This window comes from Bacillus sp. 2CMS4F, assembly GCF_023161785.1.
In the GTDB taxonomy this organism is placed as follows: Bacteria; Bacillota; Bacilli; order Bacillales; family Bacillaceae; genus Bacillus; species Bacillus halotolerans.
In genome coordinates, this window is sequence record NZ_JALNTO010000003.1 from 152856 (window position 1) to 177321 (window position 24466).

The following is a 24466-nucleotide window of genomic DNA, read 5'->3' on the forward strand; positions in this document are numbered from 1 at the left end:
AACACACACAAACCGCATATTCTCTTTTATTCTGTACCATTTCATGATAAACATCCTTGTGACCCCAAGACCTTATTTATGCTTCTAAATACTCGGTAATCCTCCTTTATTATTGTATTTTACGGGTAAATTTAAGCCTTTTTTTATTTGAAAACGCTTTTATTGAACCGAAAATCCTTCTTCCTCTTATGACTTCAAGCTCCTTTACTGGAAAAATAAGTTGCTTTTTCATCTCTATGTAATGTATTATAGTTTCATGACTATGAAACAATCAGAAGACCATATCAGAGCTCACATATTCAAAGCATTGTCTGACGAATCCAGGCTTGCCATTATTCGTACGCTTTATTACAGCGGAAAAGAACTCAGCTGCGGCGAAGTAGGTGAAAAATGCAATATTGTCAAAACCACAGCATCTTATCATTTCAAAACGCTGCGTGAAGCGGGATTGACTGCAACACGAAAAGATTCACGGACAAAATATGTCAGGCTGCGTGAAGACACATTTCAAACATACCTGCCTGGCTTTCTGGAGACCCTCTAAGAAGGGTTTTCTATATACATATCTGTTTCATAGTTTCATAATTATAAAACTATAGGAGTGTTAAAAGTGAAACTTATTTGGCTTTTTTTCAGTGTAATGTTTGTCATCGGCACAGATACCTTTTTGCTCTCACCGCTTCTCCCGCTTTTGCAGGACCAATTCCATGTCTCCACTGATTTGTCAGGCTGGATGGTCAGTGCTTATGCGCTCGGTTATGCGCTGTTTGCTTTGGCAGCCGGTCCGATCTCTGACCGCTTTAATCGGAAAACAGTGATGCTGTCGGGGCTTGCGGGCTTTATCCTTTCCACGTTTTTATGCGGCATCGCTCCCTCCTTTGCCGCCATGTGTGCATTCCGTTTTGCCGCCGGTGTCAGCGCCGCATTTGTGACGCCTCAAATTTGGGCATCCATCCCTGTCATCGTCCATCCCTCAAAAGTGTTAAAAAGCATGGGGATTGCAACAGCAGGATTAGCGGCTTCACAAATGCTCGGGCTTCCGCTCGGCGGATTTTTGGCTTCCTTCACTTGGCACACGCCCTTTTTCGTTCTGTCAGCAGGCTCGCTGGTTCTCCTGTTCATTTTGGCGGCGGCCATGCCAGATATTCGTCCTGCAGAAGCGGCAGCACACCGTTCATCTGTAGTCAGCCCTTATCGTGAGCTGTTTTCACTGCCAAAAACATCGATGATCCTGCTTGCTTATTTTCTCTTTCAAACAGGAAATTTCGCCACGTTCAGCTTTCTCGGCACCTGGCTTTCTGCAGATTATCATCTAACCGTATCCCAAATCGGCGCCGCGATGCTTGTACTGGGGCTGGGAAATATGCTTGGAAGCCTTATAGGAAGCAAAGTTGCATCAAAGCTCGGAACGTTTAAGACATTAATCAGCGGCATGCTGCTGATGGGCGCGCTCTATTTTTCCCTTCCTTTCTTTCCTAACTTATTTATTGTAGAAACCAGCTTTTTTCTGACTTTCTTTATAGCGGGGATCATTTTTCCGTTAATGATGGGGATATTCCAATCCATTTCACCGAACGCGCGCGGAACGATTGCATCTCTTTCCAATGCGGCTATGTATGCAGGAACCACTGTCGGCACATGCCTTGCCGGACTTTTATATCAAAACACGCATCACTTTGGGGCTGTCACGGCATTTACGGCGGTTTTATTTGTCCTGTCTATGACCCTTTACCAAACAAGCAGAAAAAACAAACCGCAAGCTGCCGGTTTCCATGTAAAAAGCACCTCATGATGAGGTGCTTTTGTTATTCAAGCTCAGTTTGTTTCGTTTCTTTTCCCATAATCAAAATACACGCGACCGCCAGTAAAATGGCAATGCAAAAGATTGAAAAAATCACTGAAAACGAAATATGGCGGGCGGCGAGTGTTCCGACGAGCAGCGGGCCAAAAATGCCGCCGATCCTTCCAAACGCCGCTGTGGTTCCTGAACCTGTCGCGCGAATCGATGTTGGGTATTGCTCCGGTGTATAGGCATACAGCACGCCCCACGCGCCAAGATTAAAGAAGGACAACAGCATTCCAGCCGTCAGCAGCAGACCTAAGGAATCTGCCATTCCGAAGAAATACGCGCTTCCCGCTGTTCCGATCAAATAAATGACCAGTATCCATTTCCGGCCCGCCTTTTCGATCAGCCACGCAGCCGAAAAATAGCCCGGAAGCTGAGCGAGCGTCATCAGCAGAACATATTCAAAGCTTTGAATCATGCTGAACCCTTTTAACAGCATCACACTCGGCAGCCACAAAAACATCCCATAATAAGAAAAGACAACGCAGAACCAGACGATCGACAGCATTACCGTCGGCCGTATATACTGTTTCTCCCAAACGCTTTTCACGTTCTCCCACACCGATTTCTTTTTCATAGAAAGCGATTCGTACTTTGGCGAATCAGGCAATCCTGTCCGCAAGTACAGCGCATAAAATGCCGACAGTGCGGTTAAAAGCAAAGCCGCCTGCCAGCCGAAGCTTGGAATGACAAAATAAGAAATAAGCGCCGCTGCCAGCCAGCCCACAGCCCAAAAGCTTTCGAGAAGCACAATGACCCGGCCCCGTTTTTCAGGCACAACCGCTTCCGAAACAAGCGTTGAAGCTACAGGCAGTTCGCCGCCAAGTCCCATCCCAATTACAAACCGCAGAATGAGAAATGCCGATAAGCTTGTGACGAAAGCTGATATACCGCTTCCGATTGAAAAGCATAAAAGGGTAATGATAAATACTTTTTTGCGGCCGATTCGATCAGCCAGCAATCCAAACAAAAACGCACCCACAGCCATGCCGATGGAATTTACGCTTCCGATCCATTTCATTTCTTCAGGCGAAAGATTCCACTCCACGTGGAGCGCGGCGATAATAAACGATAATATTCCGACATCCATTGCATCAAACAGCCACCCTAAACCGGCGACACCCAGCAGCTTACGCTGGGATATAGGCTGTTGTTTTCCCATAGCCAACACCTCTGATATGCAAAATGATTACCGTTTAAGTTTACACCTGTCTTTACACATTGTCATTACCTAATTGATGTCAATCAAAAACCCCGCTTATGATTCACAAGCGGGGGTCTTTTTATTGCTGTAATGCTGCTTTTTTAATATTATCCTGCAGCTGGGCAATTCGTCTTGCGCCCTCTTCCCGAAGGCGTTTGTTTTCTTCTTCGATTTGTTTTGTTTCCTGCATGCCGCTGACAATTGTGTTCCAGGAGGATTCGATCGTTTCTATATCAATGCTTGGTCTGCCGGCCATTCTGGCAATTTCAACACTCTGGTTCGAGATGTTCTCCGCATTGCGTTTCAGCATCTCATTTGTCCGGCGGTCAAGCTCGCTCATAGAGTCAGCCACAAGCTTTTGGCGTTTCACTGTAACGGCCTGAATAATGCCGTTTTTGAAAATCGGAATGGTGATGATAAAAGCGGAGTTAATTTTCCCGATCAGCTTAGCGTTACCGCGCTGGAGCAGTCGGATCTGCGGTGCGGTTTGAAGCGCCACCATTCGCGCCATATCAAGATCATACACGCGCTCCTCAAGCGCCTGAATGCCGTTGCGCAGCGTATCGAGCTGCATTTGCGCAAGCTGGTTTCCGCTTGCCGCTTTTTCTTCATATGAAGGAAGGATTGACTGCATCTCTTCCAGCTTCATTTGACCGGCAACAACGTATTTTTCAAGCTCCATGTAGTAGTTGATATTGTTTTCATACATTTCATCGAGCGTGTAGTTTGTTTTTGTCATCTCATCTTTATATTTAGAAATCTCAACGTTGATTTTTTCAATTTCTCCGCCGAGCGTCTGGTACTTTTTAAAGATTTTCTCAATCATGCTGCCGCCGCGTTTGAAGATTTTGGCCATCAGTCCCTTGGGCTCGTCAAAATCATTTTTGTCAAAGCGGTCCATGATTTTTCCAAGCTGAGTCAGCATTGTGCCTGAGTCTGTCACACTTGTCGTTTTCATCATTCCCAAGATGCGGTCAGAGAACTTGGAAATTTCAACAGCCGGCTCCTTTCCATACTCCAGCAGCTCCATTTGGTTTTTCACGTCAATTTGCTGGGCGAGGCGCTGCACCTCTGGTTCCTGGCGGAGCTGCAGGCGGATATCGTCTGCCTTTTGCTGAGAAATTTCTTCGTTTTTATCGAGAACAAGCGGATTTTGATTTTCTGTTGTCATGCTTTTCTTCTCTCCTTACTTTTGGGTAATCGTTCTGAACAGCCTTTTCACGAGCGAAGGCTCTTTATAGTCCTGCTGAAACACCATGTCGTCCAGCCAGTGGATATCATACTGATCCTCTTCAATATAATGCTCAATGTCTTGATGTCCGGGAGGATTATAAATGACGATATCAATGCCGATTTCATTCAAAAACAGCAGGGCTGCGGCGTCTGATCGTGTGAGCTCACCGTTCATTTCCGTATGATACAGCACCAGTTTCGGAACCGTCTGCGCATAGTCGAACATTTGAATCAATTTCAGCAGGTTAGCGGGAAGGTTTGTTGTTTGTTTAAACAAATAGATCTGAACATCCTTGACCTGTTCCTGATGCAATGCCTTCAGCCGCGGGTGTTTGCACATTCTCGAGATCGTTTTAGCGATCGCGATCTGAATGCCTGCCGGAAGCTGTTTGTACTGCCACACATGGCTTGCGATCAGCTTGTCCGGATCGATGTTTCCTTCATGATCAAGCGCGTGGCTGTAATGAAATTGATAGTTCGATCTGATTTCTTCTGTAAGCGGAAAACTTCGAACCATTTCTGTTTCCGGATAATCCGCCATTGTATGAAGTCTGTTCCAATATTCTTTATTGTCTTTCGACACACCCATAATTTTGGCAAACACATTCGGAATATCGATCGAATGTTTATCGGCTTTGAAATTCGGGCGAATAAACGCACGTTCTTTCGCAATTAAAAACAGTTCATCATAGGTCGTTTTCAGCGTCACGGAAACCGGTGTGTGGTCTCTGAACTGCCAAGGCTTGTACAGCATGGATTCCTCGTGATTCAGCACATGTTCAATTTCCTTTGTCGATCGATACGCCACTGTTGATTTACGGTCAGGTTTTTCTTTCGGGAATGGCTGAAGGTCTGAGACATCCGGAAGCTTTTCCGTGAAGCTTAGCTCCTGCTTAGGGTCAACGAGCGTCAGCTGATCGGTTCCCGCCGGATGGAACAATAGAACATCACAGCCGACAAGCATCAAATAATATAAGAAATACAGCTGGCTTTTCGTCGCGTCTCCATACCAGACCACCTTCGGCATCTCCCGCTCTATATCGGCTTTTTCCAGCCAAGGATTCAGGTGGTTCAAGGAAAACTTTGAAACATCAAGAAGCACTCTGCGAAAATCAGGATGATTCAGCCCCTGCTCATGATTTTCGGCAAAGGTATGTAAAAGCGTCATCAGTGCTTTTCTTAAATGGCGGTGCAGCAAAGGATTGGAATGCTTCGCAATCAGCTGTTCCCCGTCCAGAAAGGCGACAAAGCGGCTGACCGAAAGGCCTTTTTCCTTCTGGTTGATGGAATGAATATGCTGAAGCGCCTGAAAGGTTTCGGGTGCAATGGTTTTATCAAGCGTTTCGCTCAGGACATAAATATGATCGTTTACAGAAAGTTCATACAGCTCGTTAAAGTAGTCGGTCTCATCAATGGGCGTGCCCAGGATTTGCCCGGCAAGCCTCGAAAAAGCAAGACCTTGTTCATTCTCATAGTGATCCCGCTCCGGCAATGGCTGAAACAGCATGCTTTTCCAATCACCATCGGCCGGAACAGCTTTATGAATGATTAGCTCTTCTTGTCTCATCATATCCTCCTTTCTGGTTTGTTTGTGTATATTACACGTGTTTTAATTTGGATATTTGCGATAAAACTGACGCTGTGATTTCTTCACCCGCCAGCATGCCGCTTGCAATCGTTTTGCGTAATTCCGGATCGTGACTCAATACCTCGCCGTGCGCGGGTGCGATGCCAAAATCGGCTTCCCGGATCAGTTCAAGATCAAGCAGCGAGTCTCCAGCCGTATAGATTTCATCAAGAGAGAGCCTGGATTTCAGGTATTCAACTGCTTTCCACTTATTAAGCGGATTGGGAATAAAGTAAAGCTTCCGCCCCTGCAGAGATACTTGCCAGCCCTTATCGGCGCCCCACTCTTTCACAGCGGATAGATCGATATACGGTATTTTTTCCTCATGTAAAATGAGATACACGAAATAGTGATGGGCGATTCGGGTTCTTTTTACCGCCTCTGATAAAGAGAGACCTGCGATTTCCCTCAGCATGGCCTCGATCGGCAGACACGACGCCAGCTCCTCTTTCATCAGCTCGCCCCACTCTTTCAGAGGCTCGCCGTCTTTTAAGATGCACCCGCCATTTGTTGTCACCGCGTATTCCGGCACAATGTCCTGCTGGAAACATACGATTCTCTTATACTGTTCGTTTGTACGCGTGGTGACGGGGATAAAATAGTGATCCTTCTGAATCTGATTTAAGTGCTCTTTTACGGCTGAGGAAATATAAGAAAGCTCCCGCCCATTTAATGTTTCAATCAGCTCAATCCCGGCTTCCTTATCGGGCGTGCCGATCATGCGCCTTGAATAAATTAATGTTCTGTCTAAATCGCTGGCAAACGCGTTCATAGGCTTTTCTCCGCCGGACGAATCAGCCCGCAGCAGCTGTAAGACATGTTCTCGTATTCTTCTACAGGCACTCCCCGATCCTTTGCCAGTAAAAGAATATGTTTCAGTGTTTCTTCAGCGCCAGGCTGAATCAGTATTTTCCAAGGCACTCTGCGAAGAAGCACACGGGTCGTTTCTCCGACACCAGGTTTAATCAGGTTCGTATTGCTGATGCCAAATTGCTTTCGGATCGTCTCAATGGAAGCCAAGCCGTCCCAAACCGGTTTCATACGTGCGCGCTGCAAGCCAATCGCCAGACGTTCTGCTTCTTTAAAAATAGACGGAAATTGCTCGGCTATCGTTTCAATATAGAATACAGAAACATCCTCTTCGCTCAGCTCACGGTAATATTTCGCCCCGTGAAAATCATCCGGCCCGATCCATTTTTCATTTAAGACCGTGCGGCTGACAAGACCCGAGACCGTAGAGTTCAAGCAGGCACTCGGAATCAGAAAATCCTCCTTCGTTCCGTAGATGTCCGCGCAATCACCCGGATCGGCAAGCACCGCAATTTCTGAGGAAAGTCTCGTATTCCAGCGCTGGTTAAACTGTTCGATGGATCGATTCAGTTCTTTAGTAATAGCGCCTTTGCCTGTCCAGCCGTCGATAAAGGCGATTTTTCCGTCTGGATGATGCTTCAGCATATACTGCAAGGCGTTTTTATCAATTCCCCTGTCCCGAATAATCGATATGCTGTAGTGCGAAACTGAGACGTGATACTTCATCTTGATGTACCGTTTGATCAATACACCGATCGGCGTGCCCGCCCTTGCCAGACTGCACAAAACCATATGCTCACCGTGTTTGGCGAAAAGCTGCTCCGCTACAGCTCCGACCGCTAACGCAACCTTCTGTTTACTGTCTTCAAGCGAGGCATAAAACAGTTTCATATACTCATCTGTCGGCTTATATTCGATCGGCAGCATCTCTGAGTAATGGGTGCCGCTTTGGATCGAGCGTTCCCGTTCTTCCGTGCTTTTTTCAATCGAAACGGCGGACAAATCTTTTAATAGAAAGGTGACATCCTCATTCGGATAGCTCCCAATCTGGTCAATTATCTCGGTCAATTCAGATCACGCCTTTCCTGAAAAAGTTACAATGTGGATATGCGGCACTTCTTTTTCTTTGAATATATGAAAAATCGGCTGTAACGCCTCATCCGAAACGGTCTTTTCAAGACAGAAAAAGACCTCGTCATACGCTCCGGCGGGGAGGTTATAGATAAAATGGCGAACCGCATCATCTTCGGGATTCATAAATGAATAACCGTTTTGCACAGCATAGCCCGCTTTGACAACAGGGTGAATCGGGCTGCGGGTAGTAGAGTGATAGGAAATGGAGCCCTGAAGATGCGCTGCGATTTTCATAGGAATGTACATCAGCTCTCCCGTTCCAAGCACAAGCGTTCTTCTCCCCTTCCGATACTGTTCCACATGCTGCGCAGCTAGGCGGCAGGCCTCGTGAACCGCCTGCCTGTCACTCGCCTTTAAGCCAAACCGCCCTGTTTCCTTCACATAAAAATGCTCGTCTGCGAATGTGGCCGGCTGATAGGGTAAGGATGCAAAGAAGCCGGACAAGTCGATGTCTGTTCTGTGTATTGCTGATTCCTGCGGCTTTGGTCTGTAATCGTAGGAGGACTCTGACAAAAGCTCTCCCTTAAAGGAAATGCGCCCAGACAGTAAAGCTGTTGTTGATATGGTAACCCCTAATTCCCGTTCCGCTTCAGCATAAGCTTGTTTGTGCTCCTCAGTGCGCCAATCCAATAAAGACAAAACAGCGTATTCTTTGCGGGGGAACTTCGATTGTATATCCCGAATGATATGCAGTGCGGTTTTTCCTGTCGTGATTTCATCATCCACGAGAATCACCGGGCAATCGTTGTTGATCATATGAGGTTCCGCATAGCACAGCTGATCGGTCGCATGGGAGTGCTCCTCGACAAATGTAATGGAAGGCTCGTTGTTTCGTATCAGTTCACGTGTTGTATGGACATACGACGCATTCTCAATGCAGTCATAAACCGCGTGTCCAAGGGCTGTCGCCGTTTCCGCAAACCCGATCACAAGCGGCGCCTCCTCTAGTGCAATACGCTGCTTTTGCAATGTTCGATAAGCAGCCCGAAGCCCGCTGTCCGTTCCTGAAAGAAACCCGTTCAGAATGTCGGCCTTCTCCTTCAGCTCACGGCCCGTTTTTCGTTCAGCGTACTCCAAAGCAAGCAGCCCTGACGCCAAAAGCGGCTTCAGCGGATGAACTGGAATATGCTTTCCCAGCACTTTGCTGACAAATAAAAAACCCCTTTTTTTGTTCACCCGCGCCGCCATTTCAAATAAGACTTGCTCCGGAATAGAAAGCGGATTGTCAGTGACCGACAGATCAACCGCCATATTGTCCAATATTTGAAGTGTTTTGCTGTTCGTTGAGCAAATCGGAGAAAGATCGGTTTTCATGATACACCCCATAGATTTCTGATTTTATTATGATGTTCTCAGCCCATTTCATATGGGGCTTCATCTCATTCATTTTGTTGGAAAAATGGCTTTTCATCACACCGATTGAACCGTTTCCGTGATGAATAATGCTTAACGCATCCATATAGTCTTCCTTTGATACAACATACAGGCTGTTTACCGCTTTAAGCTGAGACGGGTGAATGACTGTTTTTCCGTGAATCCCGTTAGCGATATCAAGCTCTGTTTCCTTCACCAAACCTTTGACATGCTCATTCAGCTCAGAAGGCTGGTGTGCTGACAGAAGGTGAGGCTTTTGCGCTGTCTGGAAATATTCCCAGACCGGTCCAGAAACGACAAACGTCCGGCCGAAATAATTGATGACATCCGCCATAAAATCGGAAATCAGGCGAATATCATAGATGGTTTGCCCCGGCTTTCTCCGGATGCCGTATAACCCGCACAAATCAGTCGCACCGATTCGCACATTTAAAATCAAGTCCTGATATTGATGCAGAACCGCACTCAGCTCTCCGAAAGCCTCCGGCCGCGTCTCTTTAGAAAGCAAATCGGGCGTTTCTAAAATCGGCATTCCATAAATCGGCGCTCTCATATCGTGAGAGATGTTTTCCAGCGTTTCTGCATAGTCACGGGCGTTCACTCCTGAACATTTCGGAAACACAAAACCGGTTAACAAATGAAGAAAGCGCTTCAAGCGGCTCGCCAGCTCCTGCAGCTGCTGCGGAGAACGCACCCTTACAAACATGAGCGGAAGATTATCCGGTTCTATTTTGTTTTGCTGAATCGCCTGTTCTATGCGCTCAAGCTGAATATTGAGATTATGTTCAGCCTGCTCGACTTCATGATCCCCAATCGCATCCTCTAAGCAGAAAACAACGGACGTTAGATCCTCGTACTTTTGTTCAGTAATCATAGCGGCTATGTCGTGGCGGGTTGCAGGCATATATAATAGGGCTCCCAGCGCTTGTTCAAGCCATTTTTTAGGCGCCTCTTTCGTGACCTGTTTCGGCACTTGATAAAATACATGCTCTTCTTGACGCGCTGATAAATAGTGGAAATACCGCAAACCAGTCACCCTCTTTTCTGTAACAAAAAAGGAAGGACATGAAACTCCCTCCTTGTTTTGTTTTATTCTTCTTTTGACGCAGCTGTTTGTTCGCGCACCTGCTTTTGTTTGTTGATATAGTGAATGATAAATGTTACCGCAAATGCAGCGATAATGATAATGAAGAATACAGAATGCGGCATTTCATAATGGAAAGCGCTCCCTGCCATTTTCAGAGCGATAATTCCGATTAACACGAATGCTGTGTTTTCAAGCTCAGGGATTTTATCGATCAGCACAAGGAATACTTTTGCGACTGTACGCATCATTAAAATACCCAGCATACCGCCGATCAAAAGAACCCATACTTTTTCAGACACCGCAAACGCGGCCAAAATGCTGTCCACAGAAAAGGCAAGGTCCATCAGTTCAACTGAAATAACAGTTGCCCAGAAGATACCGAACGTACGGACCATCCAAGAGTTTTTCTTAATACCGTCTGCTTCCTCTTCTTTTTCGCCGATCCAGAAGTGCTTAATGACGAGCCAAGCCAGGTAAAGCGCGCCAAGCACCTTGATCCACCAGAATTTAATGAGAAGCATACCGAGTCCGATGAATATAAATCGGAATATATACGCTCCGAATAAACCATACGTTAACGCTTTTTTACGCTGTTTTTCCGGAAGATGTTTCACCATAACCGCAAGAACTAACGCATTATCGGCCGATAAAAGGCCTTCCAGCACAACAAGGGAACCGATCAGACCCCAAGAAACCGGATCAGTCAGAACTTCCCCCCACATTTTCCAATCGAAAAATGAAGCATACGTAGACATGATGTGATGTAAAAATTCCAAGTTTTTTCCTCCTATTAATTGAAAACGGTGACTGCTTTATTTGTCACTCGCTTACACCTGCAAACCGTAGTTCCGGCATAATGAAGCAAGGCCGCCGGAAAAACCGCTGCCGATCGCATTGAACTTCCACTCGTTTCCGTGTCTGTACAGCTCACATACGACAACGGCTGTTTCAATGGAGAAATCTTCTCCCAAATCGAAGCGAAGAAGCTCATTTTGAGTCTCTTCATCTGCAACGCGTACAAACGCGTTTGACACTTGTCCAAAGTTTTGGCTGCGTGCTTCCGCGTCATGAATTGTAACTGTGATGCCGATTTTCTCAATGTGAGCAGGGATTTTTGAAAAATCAACGATGATCTGCTCATCATCTCCGTCGCCTTCACCGGTGCGGTTGTCACCCGTATGGATGACACCGCCGCTCGGATGCTCAAGGTTATTATAGAAGACGAAATCGAGATCATTCACACAGTTATCATGCGCATCCACTAAAAAGGCTGAAGCATCCAGGTCAAAATCGTGTCCGCCTGAGTACTTATTTGTATCCCAGCCTAAACCGATCACCGCTTTTGTGAGTCCCGGATTTGTTTTCGTTAAATCAACACGCTGTCCTTTTGCTAATTGAATGGCCATACTGCCTCTCTCCTTTCTGCTCTTCGTAATATGTCTTAACCGACTTGCAAGCCGTAGTCTGTTGCGATGCGGGCAAGACCGCCTTGGTAGCCTGAGCCGATAGCAGAGAATTTCCATTCGCCGTTGTGTCTGTAAAGCTCTCCAGCGATAATTGCCGTTTCAATAGAGAAATCTTCCGCAAGATCGTAACGAATAAGCTCTTCATTTGTTTCTTCATTGACAATGCGTACAAACGCGTTTGACACTTGTCCAAAGTTTTGGCTGCGCGCTTCCGCTTCGTGAATCGTGATAACAAATGAGATTTTGTCGATATTCGCAGGTACGGCGCTGAGATTGACTTTTACATTCTCGTCATCACCCTCGCCAAGACCTGTCAGGTTATCGCCTGAATGAACAACTGAACCGTTTCCGCCTTCAAGCTGGTTATAGAAAATAAAATCATTTTGAGATGCGCATTTTCCAGACGCATCTAAAAGAAATACACTTGAGTCAAGGTCAAAGTCATGTCCGCCGTCATACTTATTCGTATCCCAGCCTAAACCGACAACAACCTTTGAAAGACCCGGATTTGTTTTTGTTAAATCTACTTTTTGTCCTTTTGCCAATGAAATTGCCATGTTTCATCCACTCCTTTTTCTTTTATACGTACCGGTTGACAATATCTTCTAATCTCGTATCGTTTGTGCCTTCGCCGACCGCCGCGAATTTCCACTCGCCGTCCTGGCGGTAGATTTCAGCCGTAATCAGGCTTGTTCTGCCGGCATAATTGTCTTTCAAATTGTATTTGAGCATTTCTTCATGATTCGATTGATCAACAACACGGATAAAAGCATTTTGAATCATGCCGAAATCCTGTTTTCTTCTCACGCAATCATAAATATTCACAACAAATACAAGCTTATTAATGTTGGCAGGCACTTTCGCCAAATCAATTAAAATCTGCTCATCATCGCCCGCTCCGTCGCCTGTCAGGTTGTCACCTGTGTGCTTGACACTGCCGCAGCGGCTTTTCAGGTTTCCAAAATAAATGACATTTTTCTTATCAGTGAATTTGCCGTTTTCCAGCATCAGCACTGATGCGTCACAGTCAATATTTGGTCCGCCTCCGCCGAGCAGCTTTCCAAAAAAGCCGCCGCCTGATGAAACCGGGTCCCAGCCGAGACCGACCATCAATTTTGACAGACCCGCTTTTCCTTTTGTTAAATCAATTCGCTGACCTTTTTCTAAAGAAATTGCCACACGATTCACTCCTAATCATCGAAATGTGAATATAGTCACATTTATTTTTACGTACAAACGTAACTTGAGTATGCCGTAAATTATTAATATATACGTTTTTTATTATATCAAAGTTTCGTAAAAGTTAAGAATAATTGACGAAAATCCTCGAAAAAAATCTCCCATATTTGATATATGTTTTGCAAATCATATGAATGGCGGATCTTAAACAAACCATTTGACGTGAGCGAGTCATTTTGCCTATTCTTGTATCACATTCTAAAAAGCAACGGAAAGGAAGCGGCCTTTTGATTCATTTAAGCATACTTGATCAGGCACCTGTTTCTAAAGGAGAAAGCCCCGTGACAACCCTTCAGCATTCGGTCGAGCTGGCCGGACGAAGTGAAGAATGGGGCTATAAGCGTTATTGGTTTGCCGAACACCACAGCACGAAAGGACTGGCAAGCACGGCACCGGAAATTATGATCGCCCGCATCGCGGCTCACACAAACAAGATTCGTGTCGGGTCTGGCGGTGTGCTTCTGCCTCAGTACAGCCCGTTTAAGGTGGCCGAGACCTTTCGCCAGCTTGAGGCCTTGTATCCGAACCGGATTGACCTTGGCCTCGGGCGTTCGCCGGGCGGAACGACGAAAACCCGGCTCGCACTAACCGACGGCATCAAAAAAAGCTTAACCGATTTTAACAGACAGCTTCAGGATGTCTCTTATTTTCTGACCGATTTGCTTCCCGCCGGGCATCCGTATGCCGGGATCAAAGCGGCTCCTCTTATTGACACAGCACCGGAGCTTTGGGTGCTTGGATTAGGGGAGAACAGCGCAAGGCGAGCGGCCCATCAGGGAATCGGATATGTGTTTGGACATTTTATCAGCCCTGAACGAGGGGAAAGCGCGTTTCGCATCTATCGTGAAAACTTTCAGCCATCAGCCCATTTCACATCTCCGGCCGCACTGTTTACGATCTTTGTCATTTGCGCAAAAACAGATGAAGAGGCAGAGGAGCTCGCGTTAAGCCAGGATTTGTGGCTTCTTCGCGTCGGGAAAGGCTTGGACAGCAGGGTGCCAAGCATTGAGGAAGCGAAAGCATACCACTATACTGAATCAGATAAAAACCAAATACGAGAAAACAGAAAGCGCATGGTCATCGGTTCTCCAAGCACTGTAAAACAGCAGCTTCTAGAGCTGGCGGACCGCTATGAAGCAAATGAAATCATGGTTCTTTGCAATGTGTTTGATTTTGAGGCGAAAAAAGAATCATATGAACGTCTTGCCGGGTTATTTCTATAAAAAAAGCAGTTTTTCCCAAAGGGAAAACTGCTTTTTATTTTTATCTGCGCCCTTTTTTACGCTGAGTTTCTTTTTTGATAAACGTCCATATCCCCTGAACTGCAAATCCGATCAGGAGCAGAACAATTAACAGCAGGGTAATGGAAGGCCCTGGCGGTGTGCCGAGCTGATAAGATGATGTCAGTCCCATAAATACACTGAATAAGGAAATGAGTATGGCTGACATAAATACCATGTTAAAGCCTTTTGCGATTCTAATGGCGAAAGCTGCCGGCAATACGAGCAGTGCCGATACGAGCAGTACGCCGATAATCGGAATAATAACTGAGATCGCAAGACCAGTGACAATGCTGAATGACATCGACAGAATGTTTGTATTGATTCCGGACGTTTTGGCTGTTGCTTCATCAAATGTCAGCAGGTAGAGCGGCCTTTTCAGCACGATAAAATAAAGCAGGATCAACAATGTAATGATGCCGATAATATAGACCTGCTGCTGGTTAACCGTCACGAGCGACCCGAATAAGTACTGATCAATGCTCATATTGGCGGCGCCTTTCGAAAGGCTGATTAAAAACATCGCGAAGGACAAACCCGCCGCCATTAAGATGGCAATGGATACTTCCGAATATGTCCGATATGCCCGCCGCATGTATTCAATTCCGACCGCGCCGACAGTCACAACGACTATGCTCGCCGCGGTAATATTGGTGCTGAGGAAAAAGCCGATGGCAACACCCGACAGTGAAATATGCGAGAGTGTGTCAGCCATTAAGGCCTGCCTTCTAAGCACAAGATATACCCCTAAAATCGGGGCCATGATGGCGATCATGCCGCCTGCTAGAAAAGCTCGTCGCATGAATTCCAAGTCAAACATTTCCATCCGCCTTTTTCTCCTCTCTCTAATCGAATCACTTTATCTAAAAATTGCTGGACTTCATTTTGTTCATGAGTGACCATCACAACTGTGCGGTTATGATTTTTCACCAAGTGGTGCATGAATTCGTAAAACCCTTTTCTGCTGTCATAATCAACCGCTGTCGTCGGTTCGTCCAGCATTAAAAGATCGGGATTGCTGGCAAGCATTCTGGCAATACAGATTTTCTGTTTCTGGCCGCCCGACAAGTCCCCGATTTTCCGATGGCGAAGCTCCCACATTTCCACCATTTTGAGGGCTTTTTCTACTTCGATATGATCTTCTTCATTCAAACGTTTAAACCATTTCCCTTTTGTGTACCGGCCGGATTGGACAAGCTCAAGCACGGTGCTCGGAAAACCTGCATTAAATGAAGAGATTTGCTGCGGGACATACCCTATAGTCAGACGTTTTCCTTCTGCATTCTTTTTACTGATTGTTACCTTGCCTTCCCACGGTTTCAGCATGCCGAGCATCACTTTTATCAGCGTTGATTTTGAAGCGCCGTTTGGACCTGTGATGCCGACAAACTCGCCGCTTTCAATATCAAGAGATACTTTATCCAACACAGGCGTGTGGGAATAGCCAAAAACGATATCTTTCAATGAGACGAGATTCATGTCAATCTTCCTTTCTCACAAAGAAATAGTGTGCACCCTCCGGCGCACACTATCTTTTTATTTATCCAATAGTGAATCTTTCAGGGCATCGAGGTTTTGCTTCATGATGTCGATGTACCCTATACCTTTATCCTGTTCTTCTTTGCTTAAGCCTTCCAGCGTATTCAGCACTTCTGTTTTCGCGCTGATTTCACTGGCCAGTGTATCTGCAACCTTGGAGGATGCAATTTCTTCAAAATATATAATGTTCACGTCATGCTCTTTGGCATACGTTTTCAGTTTTGCTAAGTCAGCTGCACTCGGCTCTTGTTCAGGAGAAAGCCCTGCAATCGGAACCTGAGTCAGGCCGTATTCTTTTGCCAAATAGCCAAAAGCTGTGTGCTGTGTGATAAATTCTTTCTTCGCCGCTTTTTTTACGGTTGTACGATATAGTTTATCAAGATCCTGCAGTTTTGCAATATATTCTTTACTATTTTTCTCATAGTATTCTTTGTTATCCGGGTCTTGCTTCACGATTTGCACAGTAATATTTTCAACTTCCTTTTGCGCTAAAACAGGGCTGAGCCATACATGAGGGTCCATTTCATGGCTGTGTTCATGCTCTTCGTGATCTCCGTGTTCATGTTCGTGTTCTTCTTCAGAGCCCTCCATTAAATCGATGCCCTTGCTCGCATTTACGAAAACCGCATGATCTTGGCCCATGCTTTTTTCAGTTGAAGGAACCCAAGTTTCCATGTATTCGCTATTATAAACGAACAAATCTGCGTCCTGCATACTTGCAATATCCTTCGGCGTCGGCTCCCAGTCGTGCGGTTCGACAGAAGACGGAATTAAAAGATCCACATCGCCCTTATCTTTCACAATTTGTTTCGTAAATTCATACATCGGGTAGAACGTCGTGACAATGTGCAGTTTATCACTCTTTGAATCCGCTGACCCTTTTGTTGATGAGTTGCCGCATGCCGCAACCAATAAGAAGCACGCTGCAATCACAAACAAACCGCTCCATTTTTTAAACATAACGAATATCCCCTCTTTTTCACAATGACTTTAAATCAAAATGATAACGATTTTGTAATCCTTAATAATAATAAACCGAAGTCATTACGTTTTGCAAGATTAATTTTATGTTGACGCTATGTTTTTATTCTTCCCGCGTGCAGCGCGGATATATGTACTGAAAAACCCGGCAAACTGCGCCGGGCTGACGTCTTATTCTCTTGTGTTCAAAAGATATACTCTGCTCTCGTAAGGCTGAAACACCATTTCATCAGCAGTATCACCGTTGTTTTTATAATTGCTGAGTAAAAGGGACGCCTGATCCTTGCTGCAGCACTCCGGCCATTGGAATACAGCCTGCTCTTTTGAAAAATTATTCACCGCCAAAAGCTTCTGCCGGCCGTTCTCTCTGACGTATACAAACAGCTGCGGATCATCAGGGAGCAAGAGATCGTAGCTTCCTTTTATGAGATCTGCATACTGCTTTCTCAGGCTGATCACCTTTTTGTAATAGGCTAAAATGGAATCGGGGTCTGCCTCCGCTTCCTCGGCATTGATGGATGTATAGTTCGGATTGACCTTCAGCCATGGCGTTCCGTCCGTGAATCCGGCATTCTTCCCGCTGCTCCATTGCATCGGCGTCCGGGCGTGATCCCGGCTTTTGGCCAAGATAGAAGTCATCACTTCTTCAGGATCATAGCCGTTCTCAAACACCCGTTTATGATACATATTAATCGTTTGGATATCTTTGTAGTCCTCAATTCTCGTAAACGGCGCGTTTGTCATGCCGATTTCTTCTCCTTGATAAATATACGGCGTGCCTTTCATAAAATAAAGGACAGTGGCAAGCATTTTCGCAGATTCTTTGTGATATCTCCCTTCATCTCCGAAACGGGAAACGATCCGCGGCTGGTCGTGGTTGCACCAAAACAGAGTATTCCAGCCTTTATGTTCAAGCGTCTTCTGCCACTTTGTTAATACAGATTTTAAATCAGAAAGCTCCAAGGGCTTCAGATCCCAATTTTCTTTTCCCGGCTGCTGGTCAAGCTCCATATGCTGAAAGTGAAAAATCATATTCAGTTCATGCTTATCAGTTCCCGTATATGTCAAGCCTTCCTCCGGTGTGACAGAGCCAACCTCGCCGACCGACATGACATCGTATTGTGAAAATACTTCGTTTGTCATCTCTTTTAAATAGTCATGGATGCGTTCGCCGTTCGGCTGGAAGGGTTTCGGTTCTGCACACTGATTGACGTAGTCCCCATATGAAGGAAGGAACTCTTTCTTTGAGATCAGATGAAGCTGGTCTATCCGCAAGCCGTCGACCCCTTTATCGAGCCAAAACTTCATCATGTCATATACCGCTTGGCGAACGTCAGGGTTTTCCCAGTTTAAATCAGCTTGTTTGACGGCATTCATGTGCAGATAATATTCGCCAGTGTGCTCCTCATATTGCCAAACCGGACGTCCGTAGTCTGACACCCAGTCTGTCGGCGGGCCATCTTCGGTTCCGGGGCGCCAAAAGTAATAACTGCGGTACTTGCTGTTTTTGTCCAGCTCCGCTTCTTTAAACCACGGATGCTCGACTGAGGTGTGATTTAGGACAAAATCCATGACAAGCTTTAAGCCGCGCTGGTGCACCTCGTCAAGCAGATCATGAAAATCCTCCATCGTGCCGTAAGACTCCATAATCGTCTTATGGTCAGTCACATCATAACCGTAATCAACATTTGGAGAAGGGTAGATGGGACATATCCAAATCACATCTGCCCCAAGCTCCTTTATGTAGTCCAGCCGGGAAATCATTCCCCGCAAATCCCCGATCCCATCTCCATTACTGTCCTGAAAACTTCTTGGATATATTTGATAAACGACTGCATCCTTCCACCAGTCTTTTTTCATCCCGCACTCCCCCTGTTTTTTTCTTTCTACTCGAGCTGAGACGGATAAAGTGTCATTCCTCCGTCTACAAACAGTGTTGTGCCGGTGACGTAACTCGCTTCTCCCGATACGAGCCAAGCCGCTGCAGCAGCCACCTCTTCCGGTTTACCGAAGGCTTTCATCGGAATTTTTTTCAATTGCTTTTGTCTGTTTTCTTCTTTTTTCGTGTCGACGTTGGACTCTGTGGCGATGGTGCCCGGTGCTATCGCGTTGACGCGAATTCCCTTGTCTGCATAGTTAAGCGCCAGCGTTTCTGTCATCATCTTGATGCCGCCTTTAGAAGTTGAGTATTGAACATTAACTGGGCGCGGAATCTGCTGATGAACACTTGAGATATTGAGCACATTGCCTTTGATATTGTTCTTCATCATGTGATTGAGCGCGGCTTTTGCCCCCATAAAGGTTCCCGTTACGTTTACATCAATGACCCTTTGCCAATCTTCAAGGTTCATCTCATGCGGCATGGCTTCTGTACCGTTGAAGCCTGAATTGTTCACCATTACATCAAGCGTGCCAAAGTGTTCTAAAGCGGCATCCATCAGCGCCTGGATCCCTTCTTCCTTTGACACGTCCGCTTCGACTGCGACGGCTTTCCCTCCGTTTTGCTTAATGATGTCCACTGTTTCATCGGCTCCTGATGGGTCATTGTGATAATTCACCACCACATTCATTTTCTCGTGGCCAAAGCGTTCCGCAATGGCTTTCCCGATTCCTTTTGAAGAGCCTGTTACGATGGCTGTTTTCCCGATTAAATCTTTATACATAAATGATGTCCTCCTCTGATTTTCCATTGTGTATCTGGAAAATACCCCATTTTTCCGGGTTGAAAACAGCATAAAAAAAAGCAGAGAACCTTTTCGGTTCTCTGCCATCTCTTATTGGAAGCGCTGCTCGGCAAGTGTCTTTTTTATGTCCATCAGCCTGCGGTAAAAGAAAGCGGCGGACTCGTAATTTTGCTGCTGATTGAAGCGTTCTGCCGCGTCCAGCAGCAGCTCCTCTGCATCAGCGAGAAGCTGGCGGGATTCGAGAAGGTCAAAGCATTCTTCAAGTACCTTCCTGTCGCCGCTGCCAAGATAAAGCTCGTGAATAAGGCGGAATTTTGTTAAGTACATGTCATCCGCCCATTCTGCCGCGCTTTTTACCCCGTGTTGATACGCCTCTATTGCTTTCTCATATTTTTCTTCTTTACAGTAGATATGTGTCAGTGAAAATACAGCTTGAACGGTCTGCTGAAATTTGTGCTCTTCAAAAATGGCGGCGGCCTTCTTGAAATAGCCCTCCGCTTCGCTAAGATCTCCCAAGCTGTACTTACAGTGGCCTACGTTATAATGAGCGGCGGCAATCATATATGCTTCCTCAAGCTGCCTTGCATGATCCAAAGCGCTGCACAAGTGCTTGAGCGCCTTTTCATGATGGTAGACATCCGTCAAATTTCCGGCAATGATAAATTCACACTGCACACGGCGGCGGCCGTACAGTTCGTATTTCGTATAGATATCAAGCGCCTGGCTTGCATAATTCATCGAAAAATACGTTTGTTTGATGTGATAATACACTTCTGCGACCTTAAAAAGAAATTCAGCTTTTTCGATCTCATCTTCCACATACTCCAGCTTTTCCTCGGCGTGCTTATAATGATCGATGGCTAAAATGAAATTTTTCTGCTTAAATTCGTACATCCCTCTGAAATAGTAAAAATAATATTCTAATAAGCCCGTCAGTTTTTGCTGATTGCTTTCAATTTCGTTCAGCATGTCAGAGAACGGAGGCTCGGTGTCGCTGTCTTTCACCGGCATCAGCTTGTCCAGCATGATCCGATGCCGAAATTCCATCAAAGAAAAATATAATAGCAAATCCTGATTTTCTTCCATGTCTTCTAATTCGTACTCGATCTCCTGCTTTAACGCTTCTGCTTTATCTGCTTCAAACGCACGAATGTGTTTGTACCATTCGTTTAGTTTTACCGCCACTTCTTCAGATGGAATCTTTGCTCTCATTGTTCTGCCTCCTTCCTCCTGCTACTATTTATGTTATATTTTATCATAGCTATTCTCTTTTAGAGAGAGTCAATGGCTTAAAACATAACATTCAGCACCTCATGAGAAAGTGAGACCGATATGAAATTAATAGCAAAAACATCCTTCATCTTATGCCTCCTGTTTGTGGCGGACCTTTGTTTTTCATATGTGCGGCACGCATGGCACGCTCAAACCGCCCTGCAGGACAGGCCTGTTCCGTCTGCTCTTAATCCGATTGTGAAGCAGAATGCCGACACCCTCAAGGCTGCCGCTGCGCATAAAGGCATCTCAATTGTGATTACCGAAGGATTCAGATCCTTCAAGGAACAAGACGAATTATATAAGCAAGGACGTACAAAAAAAGGGAATATTGTCACCTATGCAAAAGGAGGGGAATCATATCATAACTATGGTTTGGCGATTGATTTTGCTCTTCAGAAAAAGGATGGAAGCATCTTATGGGATATGGATTACGACGGCAATCAAAACGGGAAATCAGATTGGCTGGAGGTCGTCACCATCGCTAAAAAACTCGGATTTGAGTGGGGCGGGGATTGGGAACGGTTCAAGGATTACCCTCACTTGCAGATGATTCCTGACTAGACACCTCACAGCCTCTTCTTTTTTCTTTTATGCGCGTCAATATATGAAGGATAAATCGGCTTATACACAAGCTTATAATGCTGATGGCTGCCTGCTGAAAAATCAGGCTGCCACTCCAGCTTCACATCAAACGCTGATAAAAATGCTTCTCTCGCTTCGTCAGCTGAAACATCCGGTTTGTGGTTGATTGTTTCTAATTGCTCTGGGTCTATATCCGGAGCCATAAAAGCGTCAACTTTTCCGGTTTCCGGGTTGACGATGATGCGGGCAGCGCCGAACCGCAGCGGTATTCCTTTATACCAGACAGAAAAATGATTGCGGACCCTGCCTCTTTCGTCGATTCGGATTGGATTAACTCTGAAAAACTCATCAGCTCTCGGATAGAGCGCGTACAAAAACTGAAGCGCTGTCTCTTGGCATTCTTCCATTGAGCAATGTGCAGAACCCTGCTGTTCCATAAAAGAAATAGCTGCTTTTAATTTTCCTGTTTTTTTATCAGTCTTCATTTTGATTGTATTTTTATTTCTCGTTGCAAAATAGCTTCCTATGCTTAAATCCTTTCGCTCCGGCGCACTGCCTTTGCGCCAAGTGCTTCCAAGTTCCTCTCCGAAGTCCTTTTCACCGACTTTTTTCATATCAGGGGTAAACCCCAGCATTCCAAATATATCGGTTTCTTCTTTTTTTTCAAGCGGCGGGAGAGGCGCCCCGTTTTCCGTTCTTTCATCCGATATATGCTGGTCAGGCACGATTTCATCTACATCCGCTGGATAGCTGTAACCGGGCAAAATCGGTTCATAGACGAGTCTGGGCGACTGTTCATCATCAATGACGTCATACATGAGCCGTAAAGACATGGTATTGACGTAATGGGAAATGACCTTCTCTTTCTCTACGAATTCCTTTGGGATGTCGGCTTTGTTCCCTTCTCCGTAATATAAAAAATGGACAATCTGTCCGCTGCGGGTGATATCTATTAAAAATCCTGAATTAGGAAGCGAGAGGCCCAGCAGTTTTTTTGTATAAACAAACCGGATGTGATGCCCTCGTTCTTCCTTGGCTTGAAAATGAAATTTCATAAATGTGGCCGGATGGTGGGCTGCGGCAAACTGAAGAGCTGTCAGCTTCAGCTCGGCATCTGGGAGCTTATTGTCCTGCTCGAGGCCGGCGGCTGTTGAAAATGTGAGCAAAGCACCGTCGTTCGAGAGTTCTACGATAATTTGCTTTTCCGGATCTTCGGGGTCCTTCCAAATGAAGTATGCATGCCCCTTCTTCTTTTGTTTTTGAGCATAATCTTCGATCTCAAGCTCATAATGCGGCGGTACATTTCCGATCTCTTGCGCCTTCTTTTTCAGCTGTTTGTTTACCAATGAAGTCATCCTTTCAAAGAGTCTACGACAAAGAGAACCTTGTTTATTATATAAAAAGACCCTTCTTCTTTGAAAGTGAAGAAAGGTCCTTTTCTATTAAGGAAACTGGGTTTCCATATTCTTTCTGTTACTTTTTTCATACTTAAACCAGTACACACGCCGAAAATGTGTGACTTTTGGCTGTTTTACAATGCACTTATGACAGCCTCACCAGTATGGGCATCAATCAATCTCGGATATACCGGCTTGTAGACGAGACGATAGCTGTTTTCTTCATCTTCTTCGTATTCTCTCTCCCAGCCAAGCTCGACTTTAAAATGGCGCCAAAAGATAGACTTGGCTTGTTCCGGTGAAATGGAGGGAACTGGGTCAACAGCTTGGAGCACTTCAGGGTCAATGTCCGGTCCCATATAAACGGTAATGCGCCCAGTCTGGCGGCTGACGCAGATTCTCACCTGCCCAAACCGAAGCTGAACTCCGTTACAGTGCACGTCAAACGTAAAGCCGGCTGACGAACCTTCTTCACCCTGTTTATCGTATTTGATCTTAAAATATTGATCAGCATTCGGGAATAACGCGAACAGAAAACGAATGGCGATTTTTTCGCACTCTTCCTCGCTTACGGTATTCGGCCCTTTTTCGTCTATAAACGACATAACACCTTCGAGTTTTCCGGTTTCTTTGTTATGGATGGTTTTCAGCACTTGGTGAACCCGTCCTCTTAACCAGCTGTCCATGCTTTTATCCGCCGGATGATACACAGGAACATCCGGTTTCCGCCAGACGATCCCGATTCTTCCATTTCCTATATCTGCTTCCCTTACTTTTACCAGTCCGCTGTTCAAGCCGATCATGCTGCCAAGGTCTGCATTTTCGTGAATACCTTCGAATAAGGGAAGAGGACAGCCTTCTGACTCCACGTAATCATCATCCAATACTTCTTTTTTTTCACTTACATCTGCAGGCACAGCAATGCCCGCGTTTTCAAACTCATACACCAAATGCGGCTGATCGTCTCCGTTTTTGTAGACAGAGCGATGAAGGATCTCAAACAGGAGAGTGACATCTACATCTTTCTTGAAATAAGCCAGTGCTTCTTTTTCATCTGCGACCTGTTCCGGCTTGATTATATTGCACGCTTTCCCGTAATACCGAAAATACACCACCTCCCCTGATAAGGAGACATCAGCCATAAATCCGCTCATAGGAAGCGGCAGCCCGTCTTCCATTTGAACATATGAAAACCTTACTTTATCATCATACGCCTCATCATTTTCTTCACGGACAAACGCAGACGGAGCTTCAGGATAATGAGAGTTCACGAACTGAATCAAGATATCCTCTATTTGGTCTTCGGACAGCTTCTCATCGCTTTCAAGCTCAACATCACGAGAAAGCCCTTCCAGCTGTCCGTCCGGTCCAAGCTCTACGATGATCCCTTTGTGTTCATCCTGCGGATCTATCCAGCAAAAATACGACCTTTTCTGTTCATCACCATAATCTTCAATTTCCAGCTTTAAGTGTGTCGGCACACGGCCGATTTCCAGTGCTTTTTGTTTCAATTCCTCTTTTTTCACCAAGGCGGCCCCCTTCTTCGTTCGAATGTCACCCTCTGAATGATCACAAAGTAATAGTCTAATATACACAAATTTCTGTGTTTTCCAGTTTTACCAGAACATTTTTCACCAAAAATAGTATGATGAACCTATTCAATATAAAAGCTAATAATCTTAAAATTAATTCCGTTGCAACTTTTTAT

The 24466-nt window shown here is 45.5% G+C and carries 23 protein-coding genes; 4 read left to right on the forward strand and 19 right to left on the reverse strand.

Going from position 1 to position 24466, the window contains the following annotated elements; all coding sequences use genetic code 11:
• Positions 1–241 precede the first annotated feature (241 nt).
• The gene (locus MTN95_RS07485) at positions 242–544 is read left to right on the forward strand and encodes an ArsR/SmtB family transcription factor (RefSeq protein WP_081638228.1); all 303 of its coding nucleotides are present in this window, start codon (positions 242–244) and stop codon (positions 542–544) included.
• A gap of 66 nt (positions 545–610) precedes the next feature.
• Positions 611–1792, forward strand: a complete 1182-nt coding sequence (locus tag MTN95_RS07490; protein WP_248337558.1) for an MFS transporter — start codon at positions 611–613, stop codon at positions 1790–1792.
• A gap of 13 nt (positions 1793–1805) precedes the next feature.
• On the opposite strand, the gene niaP is transcribed toward MTN95_RS07490, so the two are convergent.
• The 11 genes from niaP to MTN95_RS07545 all read right to left on the reverse strand — a co-directional run bounded on the left by niaP (position 1806) and on the right by MTN95_RS07545 (position 12960).
• A complete protein-coding gene (gene niaP / locus MTN95_RS07495; RefSeq protein WP_248337560.1) occupies positions 1806–3008 on the reverse strand; it encodes an MFS transporter in 1203 nt (400 codons plus the stop codon).
• Positions 3009–3129: 121 nt separating this feature from the next.
• Positions 3130–4221 (reverse strand): toxic anion resistance protein, encoded by a 1092-nt coding sequence (locus MTN95_RS07500; RefSeq protein ID WP_010332934.1) that lies wholly within the window; start codon positions 4219–4221, stop codon positions 3130–3132.
• Between the two features lie 15 nt (positions 4222–4236).
• A complete protein-coding gene (locus tag MTN95_RS07505; protein ID WP_202852424.1) occupies positions 4237–5850 on the reverse strand; it encodes a YceG family protein in 1614 nt (537 codons plus the stop codon).
• A 31-nt stretch (positions 5851–5881) separates the two neighbouring features.
• A complete protein-coding gene (locus MTN95_RS07510; protein WP_248337563.1) occupies positions 5882–6682 on the reverse strand; it encodes an HAD family hydrolase in 801 nt (266 codons plus the stop codon).
• Positions 6679–7788 carry a cysteine protease StiP family protein gene (locus MTN95_RS07515; RefSeq protein ID WP_248337565.1) on the reverse strand — a complete coding sequence of 370 codons (1110 nt, stop codon included), beginning with the start codon at positions 7786–7788 and terminating at the stop codon, positions 6679–6681. Before MTN95_RS07515 ends, MTN95_RS07510 begins: the two co-directional genes overlap by 4 nt.
• A 6-nt stretch (positions 7789–7794) precedes the next feature.
• Positions 7795–9105: a phosphoribosyltransferase family protein gene (locus MTN95_RS07520; RefSeq protein ID WP_248337703.1), complete on the reverse strand. Its 1311-nt coding sequence runs from the start codon at positions 9103–9105 to the stop codon at positions 7795–7797.
• Positions 9095–10255, reverse strand: a complete 1161-nt coding sequence (locus MTN95_RS07525) for an HpcH/HpaI aldolase/citrate lyase family protein (RefSeq protein WP_248337704.1) — start codon at positions 10253–10255, stop codon at positions 9095–9097. The genes MTN95_RS07520 and MTN95_RS07525 overlap by 11 nt, the downstream gene beginning before the upstream one ends.
• Before the next feature lie 62 nt (positions 10256–10317).
• Positions 10318–11091: a TerC family protein gene (locus MTN95_RS07530; RefSeq protein ID WP_024120125.1), complete on the reverse strand. Its 774-nt coding sequence runs from the start codon at positions 11089–11091 to the stop codon at positions 10318–10320.
• Between the two features lie 51 nt (positions 11092–11142).
• Positions 11143–11721 carry a TerD family protein gene (locus MTN95_RS07535; RefSeq protein WP_010332927.1) on the reverse strand — a complete coding sequence of 193 codons (579 nt, stop codon included), beginning with the start codon at positions 11719–11721 and terminating at the stop codon, positions 11143–11145.
• Positions 11722–11756: 35 nt separating this feature from the next.
• Positions 11757–12338, reverse strand: a complete 582-nt coding sequence (locus MTN95_RS07540; protein WP_010332926.1) for a TerD family protein — start codon at positions 12336–12338, stop codon at positions 11757–11759.
• Between the two features lie 22 nt (positions 12339–12360).
• On the reverse strand, positions 12361–12960 hold the full coding sequence (locus MTN95_RS07545; protein WP_010332925.1) for a TerD family protein: 600 nt from the start codon (positions 12958–12960) through the stop codon (positions 12361–12363).
• A gap of 287 nt (positions 12961–13247) precedes the next feature.
• Between MTN95_RS07545 and MTN95_RS07550 the strand changes: the two genes are divergently transcribed.
• On the forward strand, positions 13248–14243 hold the full coding sequence (locus MTN95_RS07550) for an LLM class flavin-dependent oxidoreductase (RefSeq protein WP_248337567.1): 996 nt from the start codon (positions 13248–13250) through the stop codon (positions 14241–14243).
• A gap of 40 nt (positions 14244–14283) precedes the next feature.
• On the opposite strand, the gene znuB is transcribed toward MTN95_RS07550, so the two are convergent.
• From znuB to MTN95_RS07580, 6 genes are all read right to left on the reverse strand, one after another.
• Complete coding sequence (gene znuB, locus MTN95_RS07555; RefSeq protein WP_044162037.1) at positions 14284–15126, reverse strand: zinc ABC transporter permease ZnuB; 843 nt, start codon at positions 15124–15126, stop codon at positions 14284–14286.
• Complete coding sequence (znuC, locus tag MTN95_RS07560; protein WP_024120122.1) at positions 15084–15779, reverse strand: zinc ABC transporter ATP-binding protein ZnuC; 696 nt, start codon at positions 15777–15779, stop codon at positions 15084–15086. Before znuC ends, znuB begins: the two co-directional genes overlap by 43 nt.
• A 57-nt stretch (positions 15780–15836) precedes the next feature.
• Positions 15837–16799 (reverse strand): metal ABC transporter substrate-binding protein, encoded by a 963-nt coding sequence (locus tag MTN95_RS07565; RefSeq protein WP_248337569.1) that lies wholly within the window; start codon positions 16797–16799, stop codon positions 15837–15839.
• A 192-nt stretch (positions 16800–16991) separates the two neighbouring features.
• The gene (locus tag MTN95_RS07570) at positions 16992–18680 is read right to left on the reverse strand and encodes a glycoside hydrolase family 13 protein (RefSeq protein ID WP_248337571.1); all 1689 of its coding nucleotides are present in this window, start codon (positions 18678–18680) and stop codon (positions 16992–16994) included.
• Between the two features lie 26 nt (positions 18681–18706).
• Entirely contained in the window at positions 18707–19483 is a 777-nt protein-coding gene (locus MTN95_RS07575; RefSeq protein ID WP_227599061.1) for an SDR family oxidoreductase, read from the reverse strand.
• A 111-nt stretch (positions 19484–19594) separates the two neighbouring features.
• Entirely contained in the window at positions 19595–20716 is a 1122-nt protein-coding gene (locus tag MTN95_RS07580; RefSeq protein WP_227599062.1) for a response regulator aspartate phosphatase, read from the reverse strand.
• 120 nt (positions 20717–20836) lie between these two features.
• On the opposite strand from MTN95_RS07580, the gene cwlK reads away from it, so the two are divergent.
• Positions 20837–21340 carry a peptidoglycan L-alanyl-D-glutamate endopeptidase CwlK gene (gene cwlK / locus MTN95_RS07585; protein WP_105955396.1) on the forward strand — a complete coding sequence of 168 codons (504 nt, stop codon included), beginning with the start codon at positions 20837–20839 and terminating at the stop codon, positions 21338–21340.
• A 5-nt stretch (positions 21341–21345) separates the two neighbouring features.
• Here cwlK and MTN95_RS07590 read toward each other — a convergent pair whose 3' ends face one another.
• Together MTN95_RS07590 and MTN95_RS07595 are read right to left on the reverse strand one after the other, a co-directional pair.
• Positions 21346–22707, reverse strand: coding sequence for a YcdB/YcdC domain-containing protein (locus tag MTN95_RS07590; protein WP_227599063.1), 1362 nt, complete (start codon positions 22705–22707; stop codon positions 21346–21348).
• A 185-nt stretch (positions 22708–22892) separates the two neighbouring features.
• Positions 22893–24311, reverse strand: coding sequence for a YcdB/YcdC domain-containing protein (locus MTN95_RS07595; protein ID WP_248337706.1), 1419 nt, complete (start codon positions 24309–24311; stop codon positions 22893–22895).
• Positions 24312–24466: the final 155 nt, after the last annotated feature.

Coding starts and splice junctions, on each gene's coding strand:
- MTN95_RS07535 (WP_010332927.1), bottom strand. CDS start 11,721: ATGGCCATTCAATTAGCAAAAGGACAGCGTGTTGATTTAACGAAAACA.
- MTN95_RS07485 (WP_081638228.1), top strand. CDS start 242: ATGTATTATAGTTTCATGACTATGAAACAATCAGAAGACCATATCAGA.
- MTN95_RS07575 (WP_227599061.1), bottom strand. CDS start 19,483: ATGTATAAAGATTTAATCGGGAAAACAGCCATCGTAACAGGCTCTTCA.
- MTN95_RS07570 (WP_248337571.1), bottom strand. CDS start 18,680: ATGAAAAAAGACTGGTGGAAGGATGCAGTCGTTTATCAAATATATCCA.
- MTN95_RS07520 (WP_248337703.1), bottom strand. CDS start 9,105: ATGGCGGTTGATCTGTCGGTCACTGACAATCCGCTTTCTATTCCGGAG.
- znuB (WP_044162037.1), bottom strand. CDS start 15,126: ATGGAAATGTTTGACTTGGAATTCATGCGACGAGCTTTTCTAGCAGGC.
- MTN95_RS07500 (WP_010332934.1), bottom strand. CDS start 4,221: ATGACAACAGAAAATCAAAATCCGCTTGTTCTCGATAAAAACGAAGAA.
- cwlK (WP_105955396.1), top strand. CDS start 20,837: ATGAAATTAATAGCAAAAACATCCTTCATCTTATGCCTCCTGTTTGTG.
- niaP (WP_248337560.1), bottom strand. CDS start 3,008: ATGGGAAAACAACAGCCTATATCCCAGCGTAAGCTGCTGGGTGTCGCC.
- znuC (WP_024120122.1), bottom strand. CDS start 15,779: ATGAATCTCGTCTCATTGAAAGATATCGTTTTTGGCTATTCCCACACG.
- MTN95_RS07540 (WP_010332926.1), bottom strand. CDS start 12,338: ATGGCAATTTCATTGGCAAAAGGACAAAAAGTAGATTTAACAAAAACA.
- MTN95_RS07510 (WP_248337563.1), bottom strand. CDS start 6,682: ATGAACGCGTTTGCCAGCGATTTAGACAGAACATTAATTTATTCAAGG.
- MTN95_RS07565 (WP_248337569.1), bottom strand. CDS start 16,799: ATGTTTAAAAAATGGAGCGGTTTGTTTGTGATTGCAGCGTGCTTCTTA.
- MTN95_RS07580 (WP_227599062.1), bottom strand. CDS start 20,716: ATGAGAGCAAAGATTCCATCTGAAGAAGTGGCGGTAAAACTAAACGAA.
- MTN95_RS07505 (WP_202852424.1), bottom strand. CDS start 5,850: ATGAGACAAGAAGAGCTAATCATTCATAAAGCTGTTCCGGCCGATGGT.